The organism is Crossiella cryophila, from assembly GCF_014204915.1.
Taxonomy (GTDB): domain Bacteria; phylum Actinomycetota; class Actinomycetes; order Mycobacteriales; family Pseudonocardiaceae; genus Crossiella; species Crossiella cryophila.
Genome location: NZ_JACHMH010000001.1, coordinates 1,890,640 through 1,907,956 on the forward strand (window position 1 = coordinate 1,890,640; position 17,317 = coordinate 1,907,956).

Annotated in this window: 14 protein-coding genes; 8 read left to right on the plus strand and 6 right to left on the minus strand. The window is 68.3% G+C overall.

All coding sequences use genetic code 11. The features are described from left to right. Positions 1 to 73 precede the first annotated feature (73 nt). Together HNR67_RS08930 and HNR67_RS08935 are read left to right on the plus strand one after the other, a co-directional pair. Positions 74 to 1,294: an NADP-dependent isocitrate dehydrogenase gene (locus HNR67_RS08930; protein WP_185001597.1), complete on the plus strand. Its 1,221-nt coding sequence runs from the start codon at positions 74 to 76 to the stop codon at positions 1,292 to 1,294. A 182-nt stretch (positions 1,295 to 1,476) separates the two neighbouring features. Then, positions 1,477 to 1,818, plus strand: a complete 342-nt coding sequence (locus HNR67_RS08935) for an SH3 domain-containing protein (RefSeq protein ID WP_185001598.1) — start codon at positions 1,477 to 1,479, stop codon at positions 1,816 to 1,818. A 4-nt stretch (positions 1,819 to 1,822) separates the two neighbouring features. Here the strand turns inward: HNR67_RS08935 and HNR67_RS08940 are convergent, their stop codons facing one another. Next, positions 1,823 to 2,458, minus strand: a complete 636-nt coding sequence (locus HNR67_RS08940; protein ID WP_185001599.1) for a hypothetical protein — start codon at positions 2,456 to 2,458, stop codon at positions 1,823 to 1,825. A 165-nt stretch (positions 2,459 to 2,623) separates the two neighbouring features. Here HNR67_RS08940 and HNR67_RS08945 point away from each other — a divergent pair, with 165 nt between their 5' ends. Then, on the plus strand, positions 2,624 to 3,202 hold the full coding sequence (locus HNR67_RS08945; protein ID WP_185001600.1) for a TetR/AcrR family transcriptional regulator: 579 nt from the start codon (positions 2,624 to 2,626) through the stop codon (positions 3,200 to 3,202). Between the two features lies 1 nt (position 3,203). Here HNR67_RS08945 and HNR67_RS08950 read toward each other — a convergent pair whose 3' ends face one another. Next, on the minus strand, positions 3,204 to 4,235 hold the full coding sequence (locus HNR67_RS08950; RefSeq protein WP_185001601.1) for an alcohol dehydrogenase catalytic domain-containing protein: 1,032 nt from the start codon (positions 4,233 to 4,235) through the stop codon (positions 3,204 to 3,206). Positions 4,236 to 4,309: 74 nt separating this feature from the next. Further along, complete coding sequence (locus tag HNR67_RS08955) at positions 4,310 to 4,759, minus strand: YdeI/OmpD-associated family protein (protein ID WP_185001602.1); 450 nt, start codon at positions 4,757 to 4,759, stop codon at positions 4,310 to 4,312. 35 nt (positions 4,760 to 4,794) lie between these two features. On the opposite strand from HNR67_RS08955, the gene HNR67_RS08960 reads away from it, so the two are divergent. Next, positions 4,795 to 5,928 carry a monodechloroaminopyrrolnitrin synthase PrnB family protein gene (locus HNR67_RS08960; RefSeq protein ID WP_221489818.1) on the plus strand — a complete coding sequence of 378 codons (1,134 nt, stop codon included), beginning with the start codon at positions 4,795 to 4,797 and terminating at the stop codon, positions 5,926 to 5,928. Positions 5,929 to 5,934: 6 nt separating this feature from the next. Here HNR67_RS08960 and HNR67_RS08965 read toward each other — a convergent pair whose 3' ends face one another. Beyond that, positions 5,935 to 6,846, minus strand: coding sequence for an SDR family oxidoreductase (locus tag HNR67_RS08965; protein ID WP_185001603.1), 912 nt, complete (start codon positions 6,844 to 6,846; stop codon positions 5,935 to 5,937). Between the two features lie 203 nt (positions 6,847 to 7,049). Between HNR67_RS08965 and HNR67_RS08970 the strand changes: the two genes are divergently transcribed. The 4 genes from HNR67_RS08970 (at position 7,050) to HNR67_RS08985 (ending at position 11,818) form a co-directional block, all read left to right on the plus strand. After that, the gene (locus HNR67_RS08970) at positions 7,050 to 7,928 is read left to right on the plus strand and encodes an SGNH/GDSL hydrolase family protein (RefSeq protein ID WP_246492481.1); all 879 of its coding nucleotides are present in this window, start codon (positions 7,050 to 7,052) and stop codon (positions 7,926 to 7,928) included. A gap of 136 nt (positions 7,929 to 8,064) precedes the next feature. After that, positions 8,065 to 8,496 (plus strand): Fur family transcriptional regulator, encoded by a 432-nt coding sequence (locus HNR67_RS08975; protein WP_185001604.1) that lies wholly within the window; start codon positions 8,065 to 8,067, stop codon positions 8,494 to 8,496. A 28-nt stretch (positions 8,497 to 8,524) separates the two neighbouring features. Further along, positions 8,525 to 10,762: a catalase/peroxidase HPI gene (gene katG / locus HNR67_RS08980; RefSeq protein WP_312986825.1), complete on the plus strand. Its 2,238-nt coding sequence runs from the start codon at positions 8,525 to 8,527 to the stop codon at positions 10,760 to 10,762. A 138-nt stretch (positions 10,763 to 10,900) separates the two neighbouring features. Then, positions 10,901 to 11,818, plus strand: coding sequence for a S1 family peptidase (locus tag HNR67_RS08985; protein ID WP_185001606.1), 918 nt, complete (start codon positions 10,901 to 10,903; stop codon positions 11,816 to 11,818). 166 nt (positions 11,819 to 11,984) lie between these two features. Here HNR67_RS08985 and HNR67_RS08990 read toward each other — a convergent pair whose 3' ends face one another. Together HNR67_RS08990 and HNR67_RS08995 are read right to left on the minus strand one after the other, a co-directional pair. Continuing rightward, entirely contained in the window at positions 11,985 to 13,841 is a 1,857-nt protein-coding gene (locus HNR67_RS08990; RefSeq protein ID WP_185001607.1) for a hypothetical protein, read from the minus strand. Positions 13,842 to 13,852: 11 nt separating this feature from the next. After that, positions 13,853 to 17,266: a P-loop NTPase family protein gene (locus tag HNR67_RS08995; protein ID WP_185001608.1), complete on the minus strand. Its 3,414-nt coding sequence runs from the start codon at positions 17,264 to 17,266 to the stop codon at positions 13,853 to 13,855. Between the last annotated feature and the right edge of the window lie 51 nt (positions 17,267 to 17,317).

Genomic DNA, 17,317 nt, shown 5'->3' on the forward strand with positions numbered 1-17,317 from the left:
GGCCGAAAGCGACTACCCGCCGCTACCAGTACGCTTGTCTTGCTTGCATTGTCGCGAGAGGAGAGCCCGCCGCATGGGCAAGATCAAGGTTCACGGGACCGTCGTCGAGCTCGACGGCGACGAGATGACCCGCATCATCTGGCAGTTCATCAAGGACAAGCTGATCCACCCGTATCTCGATGTCAACCTCGAGTACTACGACCTCGGCATCGAGTACCGGGACGCCACCGACGACCAGGTGACGATCGACTCGGCCAACGCCATCAAGAAGCACGGCGTCGGCGTCAAGTGCGCGACCATCACCCCCGACGAGGCGCGCGTCGAGGAGTTCGGCCTGAAGAAGATGTGGCGGAGCCCGAACGGGACCATCCGCAACATCCTCGGCGGCGTGGTCTTCCGCGAGCCGATCATCATCTCCAACATCCCGCGCCTGGTGCCCACCTGGACCAAGCCGATCATCATCGGTCGGCACGCGCACGGTGACCAGTACAAGGCCAGCGACTTCAAGGTCCCCGGCCCCGGCACCGTCACCATCACCTACACCCCGGCCGACGGCTCCGCGCCGGTGGAGATCGAGGTGGCGCAGTTCCCCGAGGGCGGCGGCGTCGCCATGGGGATGTACAACTTCCGCAAGTCCATCGAGGACTTCGCCCGCGCCTCGCTGTCCTACGGGCTGCTGCGCAACTACCCGGTCTACATGTCGACCAAGAACACGATCCTCAAGGCCTACGACGGCATGTTCAAGGACGTGTTCGAGGAGATCTTCCAGGCCGAGTTCAAGGCCGAGTTCGACGCCAAGGGCCTGACCTACGAGCACCGCCTCATCGACGACATGGTCGCCGCGGCCATGAAGTGGGAGGGCGGCTACGTCTGGGCGTGCAAGAACTACGACGGTGACGTGCAGTCCGACACCGTGGCGCAGGGCTTCGGCTCGCTGGGCCTGATGACCTCCGTGCTGATGACCCCGGACGGCAAGACCGTCGAGGCCGAGGCCGCGCACGGCACCGTCACCCGGCACTTCCGCCAGCACCAGGCGGGCAAGCCGACCTCCACCAACCCGATCGCCTCGATCTACGCGTGGACCGGTGGCCTGAAGCACCGCGGCAAGCTGGACGGCACCCCCGAGGTGACCGGCTTCGCCGAGGCCCTGGAGCAGGTCATCATCAACACCGTCGAGAGCGGCAAGATGACCAAGGACCTGGCGCTGCTGATCAGCAAGGACCAGGAGTGGCTGACCACCGAGGACTTCCTCGGCACCCTGGATGAGAACCTGCAGAAGAAGATGGCCGGCTGAGTCCGGGCACCACAGGTTCCGAGGGCCGTCTTCCCGCGCCGGAAGACGGCCCTCGGGCTTTTTCCGCTCACGGTTCGTTGCCGCCGCAAGCACGTTCGGGTGGCCGGTCCGGCCACCCGAGTGCACTTGCCCGCCGCCCTCTTCGCAGCTCAGGGCCAGCCCGCTATACCGGGTACAGGCCCGTGAGCGTCGAGGAGGCCGCCGTGTTCATGATCCGTCCGGTGCTGTTGGTGGGCGCCGCAGCCGCGGGGTTGTTCGTGTTGTCCTTCGGCGGCAGCGCCCAGGGTGACAAGCCGGGGGAGGCCCCGGCCGACGGCAAGCCCCGCTGCGAGTTCCACGTGCAGGCCGACCTGCTCAACGTCCGCTCCGGCCCCGGCACCGCGCACAAGGTGGTGGCCAGGCTGCGCAAGGACGCCCAGACCGGCGGCCACGGCGAGACCAAGGACGGCTTCCGCAAGCTCGCCGACGACCGCTGGGTGGCCGCGGAGTTCCTGAAACCGGACTCCCGCAACACCTGCCAGTAGCGCCTCAGCGCACCCCGGTCGCCACGCCCGCGGCCCCCAGTTCGACCCGGGGCCGTTCCCCGTCCATGTCCAGCCCCCGCACCGCGAGCCCCGAGACGCCCGCCGGCAACTGCGCGCGCCGCGGTGCCGCCGCCGCTCGCGCGCCAGGGGGCAACGCGTCGATGGCCACCGGATCCCCGGCCACACTCGCGCTCTCCGCCACGACCACCACCTGGTTGCCCTCGAGCCGGGCCCCCAGCACGAGGTCCACCCGGACCCCGTCCACCTCGCCGCTGAGCCGCGCGCCCTCCACCGCCCGCAACCCGGTCACCGCGGGCAGTGAGACGAACCAGGACACGTCCTCGGCCCGGTGCTGCCCTGGATCCACCTGCCGGGCCACCACCCGGACCGAGTTCCCCATCCCGTCCACCCCGGTCGCCTCGACCAGCTCGAACCAGCTTCCCTGGGAGTCCACCCCCGGCAGCCCCTCCACCCTGACCTCGGACACCTGCCCGCCCACCAGCGGCCGCACTTCCGCCGCCGCGGCCTCCGAGGCCGAATTCCCGGCCAGCAGCAGGGGCGCGATCAGATAGCCCACCACCGCCAGCCCCGCGACAAAGGCCGCCACCCGCCCCAGATTGACCCGCCGCCCGGTCCCCATGTCACGTGCTCCTCCCAGTGAATGAGGTCAACCCTGCCGGGCCACCGGCGGCCCGGCCTCGGCTGATGAGCCGAAGATCAGGCCGCCGGATCGGTCATTCGGTCAGCCTCGGGCACCGCTCCGACCAGCCTTGACACCCTCAAGACGACTGGTCATATTTAACTCATGCCACGTCCAAGCGTCCGTGAGGTCATCGTCGAGACGGCCCTCGTCGAGTTCCACCGCAGCGGTTATTCCGCCTGCTCCGTGGACGCCATCACCCGCGCCGCCGGCGTGCCCAAGGGCTCCTTCTACAACCACTTCCGGAGCAAGGAGGAGCTGGGCGTGGAGGTGATCGGGCGCTACGCGGCCAACCCGGAGTGGAGCCGGGACCCCGATCCCTCGGCACCGCCGTTGCAGCGGCTGCGGGCGCGGTTCGGGATCATGCGGGATGTCATGGTGGGCAACGAGTTCACCCGCGGCTGCCTGATCGGCAACATGGGCTCGGAGCAGGCCGATCACAGCGTGGCGATCCGGGCCGAGGTGGACACCGACCTGACCGCCTGGTCCGGGGCGATCGCCGAACTGGTGCGACAGGCGCAGGCCGGTGGCACCGCACCCGCAGGGCTGGACCCGGACCGGGTGGCCCGGTTCGTGCTCAACGCCTGGCAGGGCACGGTGTTGCGGACCAAGGTGGTGCGGTCCGGGCAGGCCTTCGACGACTTCTTCACGACCGTCTTCGACGACCTGCTCGCCGCGGGCTGAGCTACGCGGTCAGGTCGAGCACCACGCGGAAGCGGGCGTTGCCGGAGAGCATGTGCTCGTAGGCCTTGGGCGCCTCGCTCAGCGGCAGCACCTCGTTCATCGCCCGGATCCCGCCGCGCACGCTGAAGGCCAGGTTGTCCTCGTTCTCGATCGAGGAGCCGGTCAGGCAGCCGGTGATGGACCGGGTGCCGAAGATCAGGTCGGTGGTGTTCACCGTGATCGGGTCACCCGCCGCGCCGAGCACCAGCAGCACGCCCCGCGGCGCCAGCCCGGTGACCAGCGGGGACATCGAGGCCCCGCTGGCCGCGGTGGCCAGGATCGCGGCCGCGCCGCCGAGTCGCTGCAGCGCCTCGCCCGGGTTCTCGGTCCGGCTGTCGATGTAGTGCTCCGCGCCCAGCCTGGCCGCCAGTTCCGCCTTGTCCGTGCCCCTGGCGATCGCGGCCACCCGGTAGCCGAGCGCGCGGGCGTACTGGAGTCCCAGGTGCCCGAGTCCGCCGATGCCCTGCACCGCCACCAGCGCCCCGGGCCGCGCGTCCAGCCCGGCCAGCGCGCTGTAGGTGGTCAGCCCCGCGCACAGCAGCGGCGCGGCCTCCACCGCCGACAGCTCCTCGGGGATCCGGACCAGCCCGGACGCCCGCGCGTAGACGACCTCGGCGTACCCGCCGTCCACGCTGGTGCCGGTGCGCGGCTGGTCCGCGCAGTTCACGAAGTCGCCCCGGCGGCAGGGGTCGCAGGCGCCGCAGTGCCCGCCGAGGAAGCCCACGCCCACCCGCTCGCCGACCTGCCAGCCGCGCACCCCGGCGCCGAGGGCCTCGACCACCCCGACGACCTCGTGCCCAGGCACGATCGGCTGGCTCGGGTCCTCGCGCAGCCCCTCGGCCGCGATCGCGTCGGTGTGGCAGACACCGCAGGTCAGCGCGCGCAGCCGGACCTCGCCGGGGGCGGGCTCCCTGATCTCCCGCTCGACCAGCGTGAACTGCCGGGAGCCGGTCGCCTCGACGGCGCGGTAGGTGGTCTTGGCATCAGTGCTCATGCGGTCAATATGACCGGTCGTCTTAAACCCTGTCAAGCGGCGCCCGGAGGCTCGCGCCGTCGCGACCCGTGTCGCTAGCGCGCCTTGCCCTCCTTGAGCAGCTCGACCGACTTCGCGACCCGCCGGGCCCTGGTGTCCGCGGTCTTCGCGCCGTCGATGTTGAGCGTGTGCCAGCGCTGGTTGCTGTAGGACAGGCTCCGGAAGAACTCCGCGGCGGCGGGTTCGGCGGCCAGCGCGGCGGCCAGGTCCGCAGGCACCTCCACCGTGCGCGGCGCGGTGTCCAGGGCCACCGTCACCTCGATCCGGTCACCCGCCGCCACGCCGGCCGCGGTGCGGTTCTCCGCGCTCAGCGGCAACCAGTACTCCCCGCCCATCACCGCGACCGTGCTGCGGTAGCTGTGCTTGCCGATGGTGACCTTCACGGCGGGCCGCTTGCCCGCGTCGAGCACCTCCACCACCTCGACCGGCACCCGCAGTCCGGTCGCGTTCTTGCCGCCAAGCTCAACGGTGGTCAGAAACTTCATCGCGGCGCCCTCTCCACTCTGGTACCAACGCGATCGTGAGCACTGCCGCGGATCGCCTCGACCACTGGATCCGCACGCGGTTCGCCGACCTCAACACCGAACTGGAACAGCGCTACTTCGCCGCCCACACCGAGATCCTGCTGGGTGACCCCGAGATCGACCGAGTCAAACACACGATCGTGACCCAGGGCGCGGCGCTGATCGCCGAGCTGGACCCGGTCACCAGCTACGACCTGCTCGGTCTGGTCGGCTTCTACCTGGGCGCCTGCCGCAGGCACGAGGTCGGCAGCCCCGCCGAGCTGACCCCGGCCTACGCCGTGGCCAACCGGATCGGCCTGGCCCTCGGCGTCGCACCGCGCTACGTCTTCGCGCACCAGTCGCTGTACAACCTGGCCGGCCGCGAGGGCTACCGCACCTTCACCACGCTGCCCGACGAGCGGATCTTCATCGAGTACAACGGCCTGGCCGTGCTGGCCTACCAACGCGCCGCCACCGCGCTGCGCCGCATCCCCACCCTGGGCGTGGGCAACCCGCTGGCCGGCTACCTGCTCGAGGACGCCCGTACCGCGCTGCTGGATGTGTTGCGGTTCAACCAAAGCCTGGCCAAGGAACTGGACGTGGACCGGTTCTTCCTCAACATCCGGCCGTACTTCAAGTCCTACCGGGTCAACGGCATCGAGTACCGCGGCGCCAACGCGGGCGACTTCGCCGCGGTCAACGAGATCGACCTGCTGCTGGGCCTGTGCCGCCAGGAGGACCCGTTCTACCAGCGCGTGCTCAGCGAGAAGGCCCCGTACCTGCCGCCGGAGGACCAGCCGCCGCTGCGTGCCGCGATGACCACCGAACCCCTGCTGACCGCCTTCCTCCGCGAGTCAGCCGAGCCCATGCCACCCCAGCTCCGCGCCAACGCGGAACTCTTCCTCGAGGTCTGCCGCGCGCACGCGGCCGCCTACGCCTTCCACCACCACCGCCTGGTCAAACCGTTCCTGGAGGTCCCGGCCCAGCACGCCCCGCCCAGCCGCCAGGAGGACCTCACCGCCAGCGGCCCGCCGCTGTCCGTGGTGATCGAGTCCCTGGCCCGGCTGGCCGACCTGCGTGCCGCCAGGGACCGTCCCGGCCTGACCACCGCCCGCGCCGCCCTGGATCAGCTCCGCGACCGCTGCGCCTAGCCCGCCTCACCCCGGCAGCGAGGCCCCACCCAGCCGCTCCGCCACCGACCACAGCGAGGCAGCCAGATCCACCCCGCGGGTACTGCGCGGCAACCCGGCCTTGATCGTCGGCCCGACCAGCCCAAGGTGCCGAGGCCCGTAGTACGCGCCCTGCTCCGCCGCCGGATCCGCCGCCGCGAACAGCAACGGCTCGGTGCCCTGGGTGACGCCCTGGGAGGGCAGCAGGGTGAAGTCGCCGCGGAACAACGTGCGCTGCCGGGCCCGCCCCAGATTGGGACCGCTGCGCTGCAGGTTCGTCCTGGTGTAGCCGGGGTGCGCGCTGGTGCTGAGCAGGTCCCAGCCGCGTTCGGTGGCCACCGCGGCCAGGTGCCTGGCCATCAGCAGGTTGGCCAGTTTGGACTGCGCGTAGGAGAGGTTCGGGCGGTATCGCCCGGCGAACTGCAGGTCGTCGAAGTGGATGCGACCGAAGTTCGCGGTGCCGCTGGACATGGTCGCCACCCGGGGTGAGTCGGCGCGCAACAGCAACGGCAGCAACAGGTTCGTCAGCACGAACGGCCCGAGGAAGTTGCTGCCGAACTGCAGCTCGAACCCGTCCGCGGTGGTCATCCGGCTGGGCGGGGCCATCACCCCGGCGTTGTTGACCAGCGTGTGCACCGGCTCGCCCTGCTCGAGCAGCTCCCGCGCGAACGCCCGCACACTGCCCAGGTCGGCCAGATCGACCCGCCGGACCTCCAGCCGCGCCGAGGGCACCCGCGCCAGGATCTCCGCCCTGGCCGCCTCACCCTTGGCCGGCGTCCGCACCGCCATGACCACCCGCGCCCCGGCCGCCGCCAGCCGCGCCGTGGCCTCCTTGCCGGTCCCGCTGTTCGCCCCGGTCACCACGATCCGCCGCCCACTCTGATCAGGCACCTGGTACATCGCAACTCCTAAAGTTCCGCCGGTCTGTTACCTCCCCCAAGTTAACAGCCCGCCGGTCTCATATCAACGGACCACCGGTCCGCTATCTGTGACGCCCACCTCTCCAGTGCGGCTACGTATTTAATTCGCCCGCTCTTGACTGTGATCGGCGTCACCGGCCACGCTCGCCCCATCTTGCTACTCGTGAGTAGGGAAGGTCCCCCATGGCTTCAGGTGTTCGTGCTCCCGGCCGCCTCCTGCTCGCGGCCGGCCTGGCCGCGACGATGGCCCTGCCCGCCGCGTCCGCCATCGCCGCCGCCGCACCGGCGGGCGTCGGGCGCTACGTGGCGCTGGGCGACTCCTTCGCCTCCGTCGGCACCCTGACCAACATCCACCTCGACCCGGTTGGCTGCGCCCGCTCCAAGGACAACTACCCAGCCCAGCTGGCCGCCCGCCTCAAGCCGAAAACCTTCGTAGACCGCACCTGCGGCGCCGCCACCACCCCAGACATGACGTCACCCCAACAGGTCCCCCTTGGCGTCAACCCACCCCAGTTCGACGCCCTGACCCCCGACACCGACCTGGTCACCCTCACCATCGGCGGCAACGACATCGGCTTCGCCGAGATCGTCCTGACCTGCGCCACCCTCAGCATCACCGACCCCGGCGGCACCCCCTGCAAGAAGCACTTCACCAAGGACGGCGACCAGATCCAGCGCCGCATCGCCGAACTGGGCCCCAAGATCACCAAGGTCCTGACCGGCATCAAGGCCAAGTCCCCCAAGGCCCGCATCGCCGTGGTCGGCTACCTCCGCATCCTCCCGCCCGGCAAGGGCTGCTGGCCGCTCGTCCCCATCGCCGCAGGCGACGTGACCTACCTCGACCAGGTCCAGTCCCACCTCAACACCAGCATCGGCGGCTGGGCGAAGACCGCGGGCGCCACCTTCGTCAACCCTGGCCTGGTGACCGGGCACGACGTGTGTCAGCTGCCGGGGACGAAGTGGGTCGAGGGTTTGATCCCGACCTCGCTGTCGGTGCCGGTGCACCCGAACGCGCTGGGACAGGACTACGTGGGGGGCCTGGCCGCCGACGCGCTGCGCTGACCACCCTTCTCGCGACGGCATCCGTCCGCCGCACCGTGGCCGAGGCCGCGGGCGGCGGACGGATGCCGTCGCGGCGCTGTTCGACCCGCCGATCGCCAACTTGATTCATTCCAGAAAATGGGCCAGACTGCCGCCTGTGCCCACCACCTCGGACTTCGAGCGCATGTTGCGTGGGGCTGCCCTGCGGGTGACCCGGCCGCGGCTGGCGGTGCTCGCCGCGGTGCACACGAACCCGCACGCCGACACCGATTCCATCCTCGGCGTCGTGCGCACGGATCTCGGAGCCGTGTCACACCAGGCGGTCTACGACGTGCTGCGGGCGCTGACCGGGGCGGGTCTGCTGCGGCGGATCGAGCCGCCGGGTTCGGTGGCCCGCTACGAGGCCAGGGTCGGGGACAACCACCACCACGTTGTGTGCCGGTCTTGCGGAGCCATCGCCGATGTCGACTGCGCCATCGGCGCCGCGCCCTGCCTGACCGCCTCCAACGACCACGGGTTCGTCATCGACGAGGCCGAGGTCATCTACTGGGGCCTGTGCCCCGGCTGCTCCACCACAACCAGTTCCTGAGCAACCCTTTGATCTTGGAAGGATTCCCGTGGCTGACAGCCCTGACGCCGTTGTTGGAGACATGAATGAGGAAACCGCGGGCGGGTGCCCGGTCTCGGCGGGGCGCTTGGGCCACCCGACCGAGGGCGGCAGCAACCGTGACTGGTGGCCGAACCAGCTGAACCTGGCCATCCTGCGCAAGCACTCCGAGGTCGCCAACCCGATGGACGGGGACTTCGACTACGCCGCGGAGTTCCAGACCGTCGACCTGGACGCGCTGGCGCGCGATGTCGACGAGGTGCTGACCACGTCCAAGGACTGGTGGCCCGCGGACTTCGGCCACTACGGGCCGTTCATGATCCGGATGGCCTGGCACAGCGCGGGCACCTACCGCACCCACGACGGCCGTGGTGGCGCAGGCGCCGGCATGCAGCGCTTCGCGCCGCTGAACAGCTGGCCGGACAACGGAAACCTGGACAAGGCGCGCCGCCTGCTGTGGCCGGTGAAGAAGAAGTACGGCCGCAAGGTCTCCTGGGCAGACCTGATGATCTTCACGGGCAACCGCGCCCTGGAGACCATGGGCTTCACCACCTTCGGCTTCGCCGGCGGCCGCGCGGACGTGTGGGAGCCGGACCAGGACGTGTACTGGGGCCCGGAGCGCACCTGGCTCGGCGGCGACGAGCGCTACTCCGGTGACCGTGACCTGGAGAACCCGCTGGCCGCGGTCCAGATGGGCCTGATCTACGTCAACCCCGAGGGCCCCAACGGGAACCCGGACCCGCTGGCCGCGGCCCGCGACATCCGCGACACCTTCGGCCGGATGGCGATGAACGACGAGGAGACCGTCGCGCTGATCGCCGGCGGCCACACCTTCGGCAAGGCGCACGGCGCGGCCGACCCGGACAAGTACGTCGGGGCCGAGCCCGAGGGCGCGCCGCTGGAGGAGCAGGGCCTCGGCTGGCGCAACAGCTTCGGCTCCGGCAAGGGCCGGGACACCATCACCAGCGGCCTCGAGGTCACCTGGACGGCCACGCCGACCAAGTGGGGCAACGGTTTCTTCCAGAACCTCTTCGGTTACGAGTGGGAGCTGACCAAGAGCCCGGCAGGCGCCCACCAGTGGCAGCCCAAGGACGGCGGCGGCGCGAACACCGTGCCCGACCCCGAGGACGGCTCGCTCACCCGCCCGCCGACCATGCTGACCACCGACCTGTCGCTGCGCTTCGACCCGATCTACGAGCCGATCTCGCGCCGGTTCCTGGAGAACCCGGAGGAGTTCGCGGACGCCTTCGCCCGCGCCTGGTTCAAGCTGACCCACCGCGACATGGGCCCGCTGCAGCGCTACCTCGGCCCGCTGGTGCCGCAGGAGAAGCTGCTGTGGCAGGACGTCATCCCCGAGGTGACGCACGAGCTGATCAACGCCGAGGACGTGGCCGCGCTCAAGGCCAAGGTCCTCGACTCCGGCCTGTCGGTCGCCCAGCTCGTCTCCACCGCGTGGGCCTCGGCGTCCACCTTCCGCGGCAGTGACAAGCGGGGCGGGGCCAACGGCGCCCGCATCCGCCTGGAGCCGCAGCGGGGCTGGGAGGTCAACGGTCCGGACACGCTGGCCACCGTGCTGCGCACGCTGGAAGGCATCCAGGAGAGCTTCAACAGCGCCCAGACCGGCGGCAAGCAGGTCTCCCTCGCCGACCTGATCGTCCTCGGCGGTGCCGCCGCGGTCGAGCAGGCGGCGAAGAACGCCGGCCACGACGTCCAGGTGCCGTTCACCCCCGGCCGCGCCGACGCCACCCAGGAGGCCACGGACGTCGAGTCCTTCGCCGCGCTGGAGCCGACCGCGGACGGCTTCCGCAACTACCGCGGCAAGGGCCACCGCCTGCCCGCCGAGTACCTGCTCATCGACCGGGCGAACCTGCTCACCCTGAGCGCCCCCGAGCTGACCGTCCTGGTGGGCGGCCTGCGCGTGCTGGGTGCGAACCACCAGCAGTCCACGCTGGGTGTGCTCACCGCCGCGGTGGAGTCGCTGACCAACGACTTCTTCGTGAACCTGCTCGACATGGACACCGAGTGGAAGCCGGCCAACGCCGACGCGGAGACCTTCGAGGGCCGCGACCGCGTCACCGGCGAGGTCAAGTGGACCGGCAGCCGCGTCGACCTGGTGTTCGGCTCGAACTCCGAGCTGCGCGCCGTCGCCGAGGTCTACGCCAGCGATGACGCCCAGGAGAAGTTCGTCAAGGACTTCATCGCCGCCTGGGACAAGGTCATGCAGCTGGACCGCTTCGACCTGGTCTGATCCGCCCCGTCCAGGCCGGCCACCACCCGGCCGGCCTGGACGCCCAGGCGTCGCGTCACCAATTGAGGTGAACTCCCCAACCCGCTAGACCCGTACTCCTGCACAAGTCGGAATCACCCCGGTGCAGGAGGTCGTCGAATGCCCGCTCGACACAAGAGGCTCAACCGCCCCAAGATCGTGGTAACCGCCGCCACCATCACCCTGGCTGCGGCAGTGGTCATCGCCCTGCCCCAGGCCAACGCAGCCAACACCGCCACCGAAGCGGACCCCACCGCCTCCCCCACGGAAACCTTGCGCAGCAAGGCATCCATCCCCGGCACGGCGTGGGCCGAAGACCCCCAGACCGGCCAGGTAATGGTCACCGCCGACAGCACCGTCAAGGGCGACAAGTGGAACACCCTGATGTCCACCGTCGGCTCCATCGGCACTGACAAGGTCCGAGTCCAACGAGCCCCCGGCAAATTCACCCTCCTCGCCGAAGGCGGCGACCCCATCTTCAGCGGCAACTCCCGCTGCTCCCTGGGCTTCAACGTCACCACCAACACCGGCGCCCCCGCCATCCTCACCGCAGGCCACTGCGTAACAGCAGCCCGCCGCTGGTCCCTCACCCAAGGCGGAACCCCAGTCGCCACCGCCCGCCAATCCAGATTCCCCGGCACAGGCGACTTCGCCCTCCTGACCTACGACAACCCCAACACCCGCGCCCCCAGCACAGTCGACACCGGCGGCGGCCGCATCGTGCAGATCCGCCGAGCCGCCGCGGCCACCGTCAACCAACGCGTCTTCCGCATGGGCAGCACCACCGGCCTCCGCAACGGCCGGGTGACCGCGCTGGGCGCGACGGTGAACTATCCGGAGGGCACGGTCACGGGCCTCATCCAGACGACGGTGTGCGCGGAGCCTGGGGACAGTGGGGGGTCGTTGTTCACGCAGGATGGGAGTGCTGTTGGGCTGACTTCGGGGGGTAGCGGGGATTGCCGGTCCGGCGGGGTGACGTTCTTCCAGCCGGTGACCACGGCGTTGGCGGCGGTCGGCGCCAAGATCAGCGGGACCTGACCTTGCGCCACAACTTTGGGCTGCTTGGCGTAGGAGAGCAGGTGCCGGCCGGATAGGGCGGTCGTCAGCTGTGGCTCGGCGGCGAGCGCCAGCAGCAAACTAGCCAACCCGAACGGCCTGAAAGGTTGTCGCCAGCCTGAGCGTGAGACAGAACAGCGGTGCATGGTCAAGGCTTCCAGAAGGCCCGCCACGCCGGTCCTGCAGGCGGTACCGGTGTGGCACCAGCCGGCGGTGGCAGCGTGCCGAACAGCTTGTTGCGATCCAGCTCTGTGTTGAACCGCTCGCAGGCCACCTCGCTGGTGTACAGACAAGTCGCACACGCACCGCCGAATGATCGGCGACATGGCGGATCGAATACACAGCGAGGGTCAGCGTCGAGTTCGGTGAGGGCGGCGTCTAGGTCATAACGGAACACATGTTCGATGCCTCCCAAGGTGAATTCGTTGCGAGAGTTGGCGTAAATCAGGAACGCCGCTGCCGACGGGAACAGGTACTCGGACAGAGAGTCGATGTGCAGGCCACAGCGGACGGCCAGCGCCTTCATGAACCGGTGTGACATCGAGTGAACGAGCCCCAGGACCGCCGCCGTCTGCGGAGCCTCCGGCGGGTTGAAGATGTCGGATACTGGTGGGAGGTTCCGCAACAACCAGGCATATGCGGCTTGTGTGTCACCGACGTGCGGGTCTTCTGAAACGCCCGAATCCGCTAACCATGAGATGACCGCCCGCGGGTCGATGCGGACTAGCAGCGCCTCAGTAGTGGCTTTCCGCCCGTACATCGGGAACTTGTCCGAACGGCCGTTGTGGAAGAAGTTGAAGGTGGTTGGAACAGGTCCACGTCGCGTCGACTGCTCGTGGGTGGGCGACAGCCGGGTAAAACCGGCGACGATGTGTGCGACCGGTAGTTTCTGAAGCAGGGTAACTTCGGCTAGCTGGTATTTCTCCAACAGTTCCTGGTAGCGGCGATAGGTAGGCATTAGATCCGGCGTAGGGGAGAACTTGATCAGGTCTGTGATGGTGACCGGTTCGGCCACGCGGGCGCGGGCTAGTGCCAGAGCTTCGTCACCGGCAGCCTCGAGCCGGTCTTCGTCCAATTCAAGCTCGTCCACGGCCTCGCGCCACCCGCCGGCTGCCTCCGTCTGCTGCCGTTGGTGCGCCACCAGCTGCTCAAAAAGCGGGTTGTCCATACTGATGTTGAGCGCGGCAGCGACCGCCTTCACCCGGGCTTCAGGTTCGCCGGCGGCGACACTGGTGCTGGCAGCCTCGCTCAGCGCGGCCAGGCCGGGCTTGACCACGCCGATGAGTTGGCCCACTGCGGCGGCGCGGACATCGGTGGTGGCCAACGTGCCGTATGTGGTTCGGTCCGGCGGGTTGAGCACTGTCAGGTGTTGTGGGTAGTGCGCTGAGGTTTGCGCGACTCGGTCCACCCGTGCCCAGCCATTCCTGCATTGCGAGCAGAATCGCTGCAGTCTGGTTTCGGAGCGTCGGCCGCATCGTGAACAGCTCCAGAACCACTGCGCAACCTGGAACTGGGTGGTGTTTCGCAGCTGCATAGGTGCCCGGCAGTCACGTGCGCATCTCGGCGGGGCCAGTTCCCGTAGCAATCCACAGTTATGCATCTCGACCCACTGAAACTGCAGCAGCTGCCCGCAACCCCTGGGGCAGCGCGGAACAGGGTCTCCGGGGTGGGTGACATCGAAATGGTCGCATTCGCGGCAATGGAAGGTGTTGGGGAACCGTTCGGCGGAGACGCCGTCGACAGTGACGAGTTCGTACATGCCGCGGTTGACAATGTCGAGCTGAGTGAAGCCCGGCTCGCTACCCACGCTGCGCGGCCTGGTGAAGGGACGAATAAGGCGGCGCAGCTGCGGTGCCACCCACTCCTCGGGAACGTTCAGCGGGTTCGGATGGGCCGGTGCGTGGCCCAGGACCGTGACCTTGTGGTGCCCCCATTGGTAAGGCTGCTGCGGTAGGTGGCTCCACAGCACCTGGGTGGTCGAGCGGTTGAGTTCATCAGTTGACATGACAGCGGTCCTCACACGTTCCCGATAATGGTGATGGGCGCTTCGATATCCCGCAGCGAGCGCGGCACTGGTGGGTGGAGCAGATCGGCGGTCCGACGTACTCCGCCCGTGCTGACCTGCAGGCGGATGAGGGTGCTGTCGACGAATTCCTCGACCGTGTCCCGATGCCGTTCGTGATACGGATTGCCCGGCTGCAGTCCCAGGCCTGCCTGTAGCTCAGCGATCAGCCGGCTGCGGTCGAGAAACCCCGCCGTGACTGCATCGCGGACCTGGTCAGCGTTTGCGAGGGACGGGCGGGTACGTCCAGAGGCCATCCACAGCCGGTCGTGGACCTGCAGAAGCCGGGCCATCAGCGCACCAGGAAGTGCACGCTGCAGTACTGGCAGGGACTCCCGGTTGACCGGCACCTTACTAACCAGCCGGTCGAGGTAGCTGACCCACTTGGCATACCAGCGGAACACTGACGTGTCTCGATCTCGGGATGGATTGAACACGTGCACCACGAGTCCGGGATGGGTGCGGCCGACGCGGGCGGTCGCCTGGATGATCTCGGCAGCTTGGATGGGGGTGCCCATGAGCACCATGATTCCTAGCCGGGGGGAGTCGAAGCCGTGCCCAATGGCCTTCGTGGCAGCGACCAGGCGGGTCCGTCGCGCCGGGTCAGGCGGCGGGTTGTTCAGCCGGGACACTGCCTCCCGGATAGCCGCGATGTCCTGGCTGCCTGAGATGACCGCCTGGCTCTCCGCGCTGACCAGCAGGTCGCCGACCCGGTCATCGGTGATGTAGGCCGCCATGTCTTCATTGCGCAGGCAGTAGCCCAGCAATACCTCGTAGTCCTCGGCGACCGCGCGCCTGACCACCTCTACTACTTCCGGGTCGTCGGCCTGCAGACCGGCTGCTCTGGCTGCCGCCGCCGGGTCCGCGAGCGCGTCGCGTAGCCATTCGTTGTGGATACGGGTGACGTCCGCTCCGGCGGTGACCATCGTGGTGCCCCGCGGGCAGATACCCAAGTAGCGGCGCAGTGGATCGTCGTGGTGGACGCTGGAGAAGAAGTTCTGCTCACTTCCAGGGCCCGGCTCGGGGAAACGTCGCGCGGGTCGCTGGTACAGGTGCTGGACCTGATTGTCGTAGCCCTCAATCGTGCCGGTGGCTGCGAGGATATGAAGGGGACGATTCTCCAGGTCTTCACCGATGTGCTGAACGACGGTCTCGTACATTCCGTCGAGTGCCCCCAGGCTCTCGTCCAGCAGGTGCAACTCATCGGTGATTTCGCAACGTAGATGCCCGAAACCGTTAGAGACGGGGACCCTGGGCTCGGTGCAGTCGTGGACGCTGCAGCGAGCGGGGTTGACTGTCCAGCCGTGTTTGGCACAGCGGGAGACTGCCTGACCAAAGATGATCTTAAAGGAGTTGCTATGGGCAACCTGGGCCAGTTTGTCCACCGTGCCGACGAGTACTGAGGGCGCGTGCCGGTAGATGTCGTCATCAACCACCCATAGCGGGAGCGGACCGTACATCCGGCATGAGCGGTTGGTGCACCGGTGCTGCATGGTCCAGCTGTCCTCGTTGAAAGCAACCCTGAGCCTCGTTCCGGTACCACGCGGGTCGCAGACGGGGCAGTGCTCGAGAACACGGCATCGGGCCGCCTCAGCTGGATTCGTCGGGTCGATGCCCCTCGCCCATGGAGTGTTCGGCGGCCAGTAGCGATTAGGGGTGGTGGTGCTGCCGACGAAGTAGCCGATGCCGAAGGGGTCGCCTTCGCGCAGGTCTTCCGTGTCGCGACGGATCAGCTCGGCGACGAAGACCGCGACGGCGAAACGCTCGGTCTGCTGGGCCGCCAGTAGTCGTAGCGGGAAACGGGCCCAGACGGTGACACCGTGCCGATCCCCGCAGATCCGGGCATAGAAGAGATGGACAATTGCGACGGCTGTGAAGCCCTCTGTCTTGCCGCCCCCGGGTGGCACAGTGAGGATTTGTACGGCAGGGTCGATCTCTGGATCAGCGACCGCGGGCAGGCAGCCGATAATCCAGGCGATCTGGAAAGGGAACCAGTCGGTGAATCCCTTGTCCGCAGACAGCTGCTGCATGGCTTGGTTCATCAGTACGAACGCTCGCCGCAGCTGCCCATTGGTGGCGAGTACAGCGAGTCCGTTGCGTAGCCACTGCACTTCGTTGTGGGCGGCCTTCGCCTCTAGTTCCGCGGCCCTGCGGGCTTCAGGCGACCAGCCGAGCGTGGCCTGACGATCGTTGAGAGCCTGCTGCGACCAGTTTTTGTCGACCCAGGCGGCATGCTTGTCAAGCAAAGCAGTTGCCGCCGCGACTGGGGCGTCGATGAAGGCTGTGAAGGAGGTGTCCGCTCCACCCCCTCCCGGGTGCGCCCGGCCAGTGGTTGACACCGCGCCGTAGCTGGTGCGCAAGGTCGTTTCGCCGGGGCCAGGACCAGGCATTACCTGTACGGGGCAGGCCTGCCCGAACGCCTCGACCGTGCGGTCATAGCGGTGAGAACGGACAACCTGCTCCAGGGTGTAAACGTCCAGTGGCGCGCGAGCGGTGATGGTCAGTCGGACTTCGTACAGACGGGTGTCCAGGTGGTTGCGGTCGAATCGGACCTGCCCCTTGTGGTCCGCGAATTGAGCTGCGTCAGCAGGGGAAGTGTTGACCACGGTGACCATCAGGTCCCGGCCGCGCTCGGTGCCGGTGACGTCGACATCAATTGCCGCTGACAGGGTCGGCGCAATGGCGTGGTCAGCCGGAAGAAGGTTGGAGCTGGCGTAGGCATCCCAGGATGCGGCGTCGACGAAGTCATCGTCGCGAGGCAACCTGCCGTAGCCTCGGCGGGCCCGGTACAGCTGGGTTCCTGTGGCGGCACGGACAGCGGAGTCGATCGCGGTGGCGATCTCCATGGCGCCGAAGCGATAGCTGGCGATATCCGGACTGACGGTCGCCCGCAGGCGCACGGGTCCGACTGGGACCTTGAGCCACACCGTGGCCAACTGGCGCCCCAGCTGACTGCAGCTGCCTCTGGTCGTGCGGATCGAGGAGGCCTTGCTAACCGGTGCAGCATTCGTGAACGTCTGCTGTTCCCCGACCGTTGGGTGCAGCGGCACGTATACCGCGAAGGCCAGTTCAGCTTCGAGGGGGACTGCGGAGCTGCCACGCACAAGAAACGAAAAGCCCTCGGCGGCGGGAACCAGTCGATCACCGCCGAGGTTGCGACTCCGGTCGGCGGATAGCTGTGGCTCGCTGGCTAGCTGGCCCAGCCAGAGTTTCGCCTGCTGATTGTTCTGCAGTCTGGTGAAGGGTTGAATGTCCTCGCCAGCGGCTACCCGGAGAGTACGGTTTTGCAATTGTTCCAGCAGTGAATCGCGGACTTGTGCTGGTGTGGGCTTGGTGTTAGTGGAGGATGTGGTGTGCATGGGCGACATGGGCGGAATTCCTTCTGGGTGTAGCGGTGGCCAATTACGCAGTGCGGTCAA

Bases quoted from the DNA above. Each gene is read 5' to 3' on its own strand.
- HNR67_RS08930 (WP_185001597.1), top strand. From the start codon at position 74: ATGGGCAAGATCAAGGTTCACGGGACCGTCGTCGAGCTCGACGGCGAC.
- HNR67_RS08940 (WP_185001599.1), bottom strand. From the start codon at position 2,458: ATGGGGACCGGGCGGCGGGTCAATCTGGGGCGGGTGGCGGCCTTTGTC.
- HNR67_RS08945 (WP_185001600.1), top strand. From the start codon at position 2,624: ATGCCACGTCCAAGCGTCCGTGAGGTCATCGTCGAGACGGCCCTCGTC.
- HNR67_RS08950 (WP_185001601.1), bottom strand. From the start codon at position 4,235: ATGAGCACTGATGCCAAGACCACCTACCGCGCCGTCGAGGCGACCGGC.
- HNR67_RS08955 (WP_185001602.1), bottom strand. From the start codon at position 4,759: ATGAAGTTTCTGACCACCGTTGAGCTTGGCGGCAAGAACGCGACCGGA.
- HNR67_RS08965 (WP_185001603.1), bottom strand. From the start codon at position 6,846: ATGTACCAGGTGCCTGATCAGAGTGGGCGGCGGATCGTGGTGACCGGG.
- HNR67_RS08970 (WP_246492481.1), top strand. From the start codon at position 7,050: ATGGCTTCAGGTGTTCGTGCTCCCGGCCGCCTCCTGCTCGCGGCCGGC.
- HNR67_RS08985 (WP_185001606.1), top strand. From the start codon at position 10,901: ATGCCCGCTCGACACAAGAGGCTCAACCGCCCCAAGATCGTGGTAACC.
- HNR67_RS08990 (WP_185001607.1), bottom strand. From the start codon at position 13,841: ATGTCAACTGATGAACTCAACCGCTCGACCACCCAGGTGCTGTGGAGC.
- HNR67_RS08995 (WP_185001608.1), bottom strand. From the start codon at position 17,266: ATGTCGCCCATGCACACCACATCCTCCACTAACACCAAGCCCACACCA.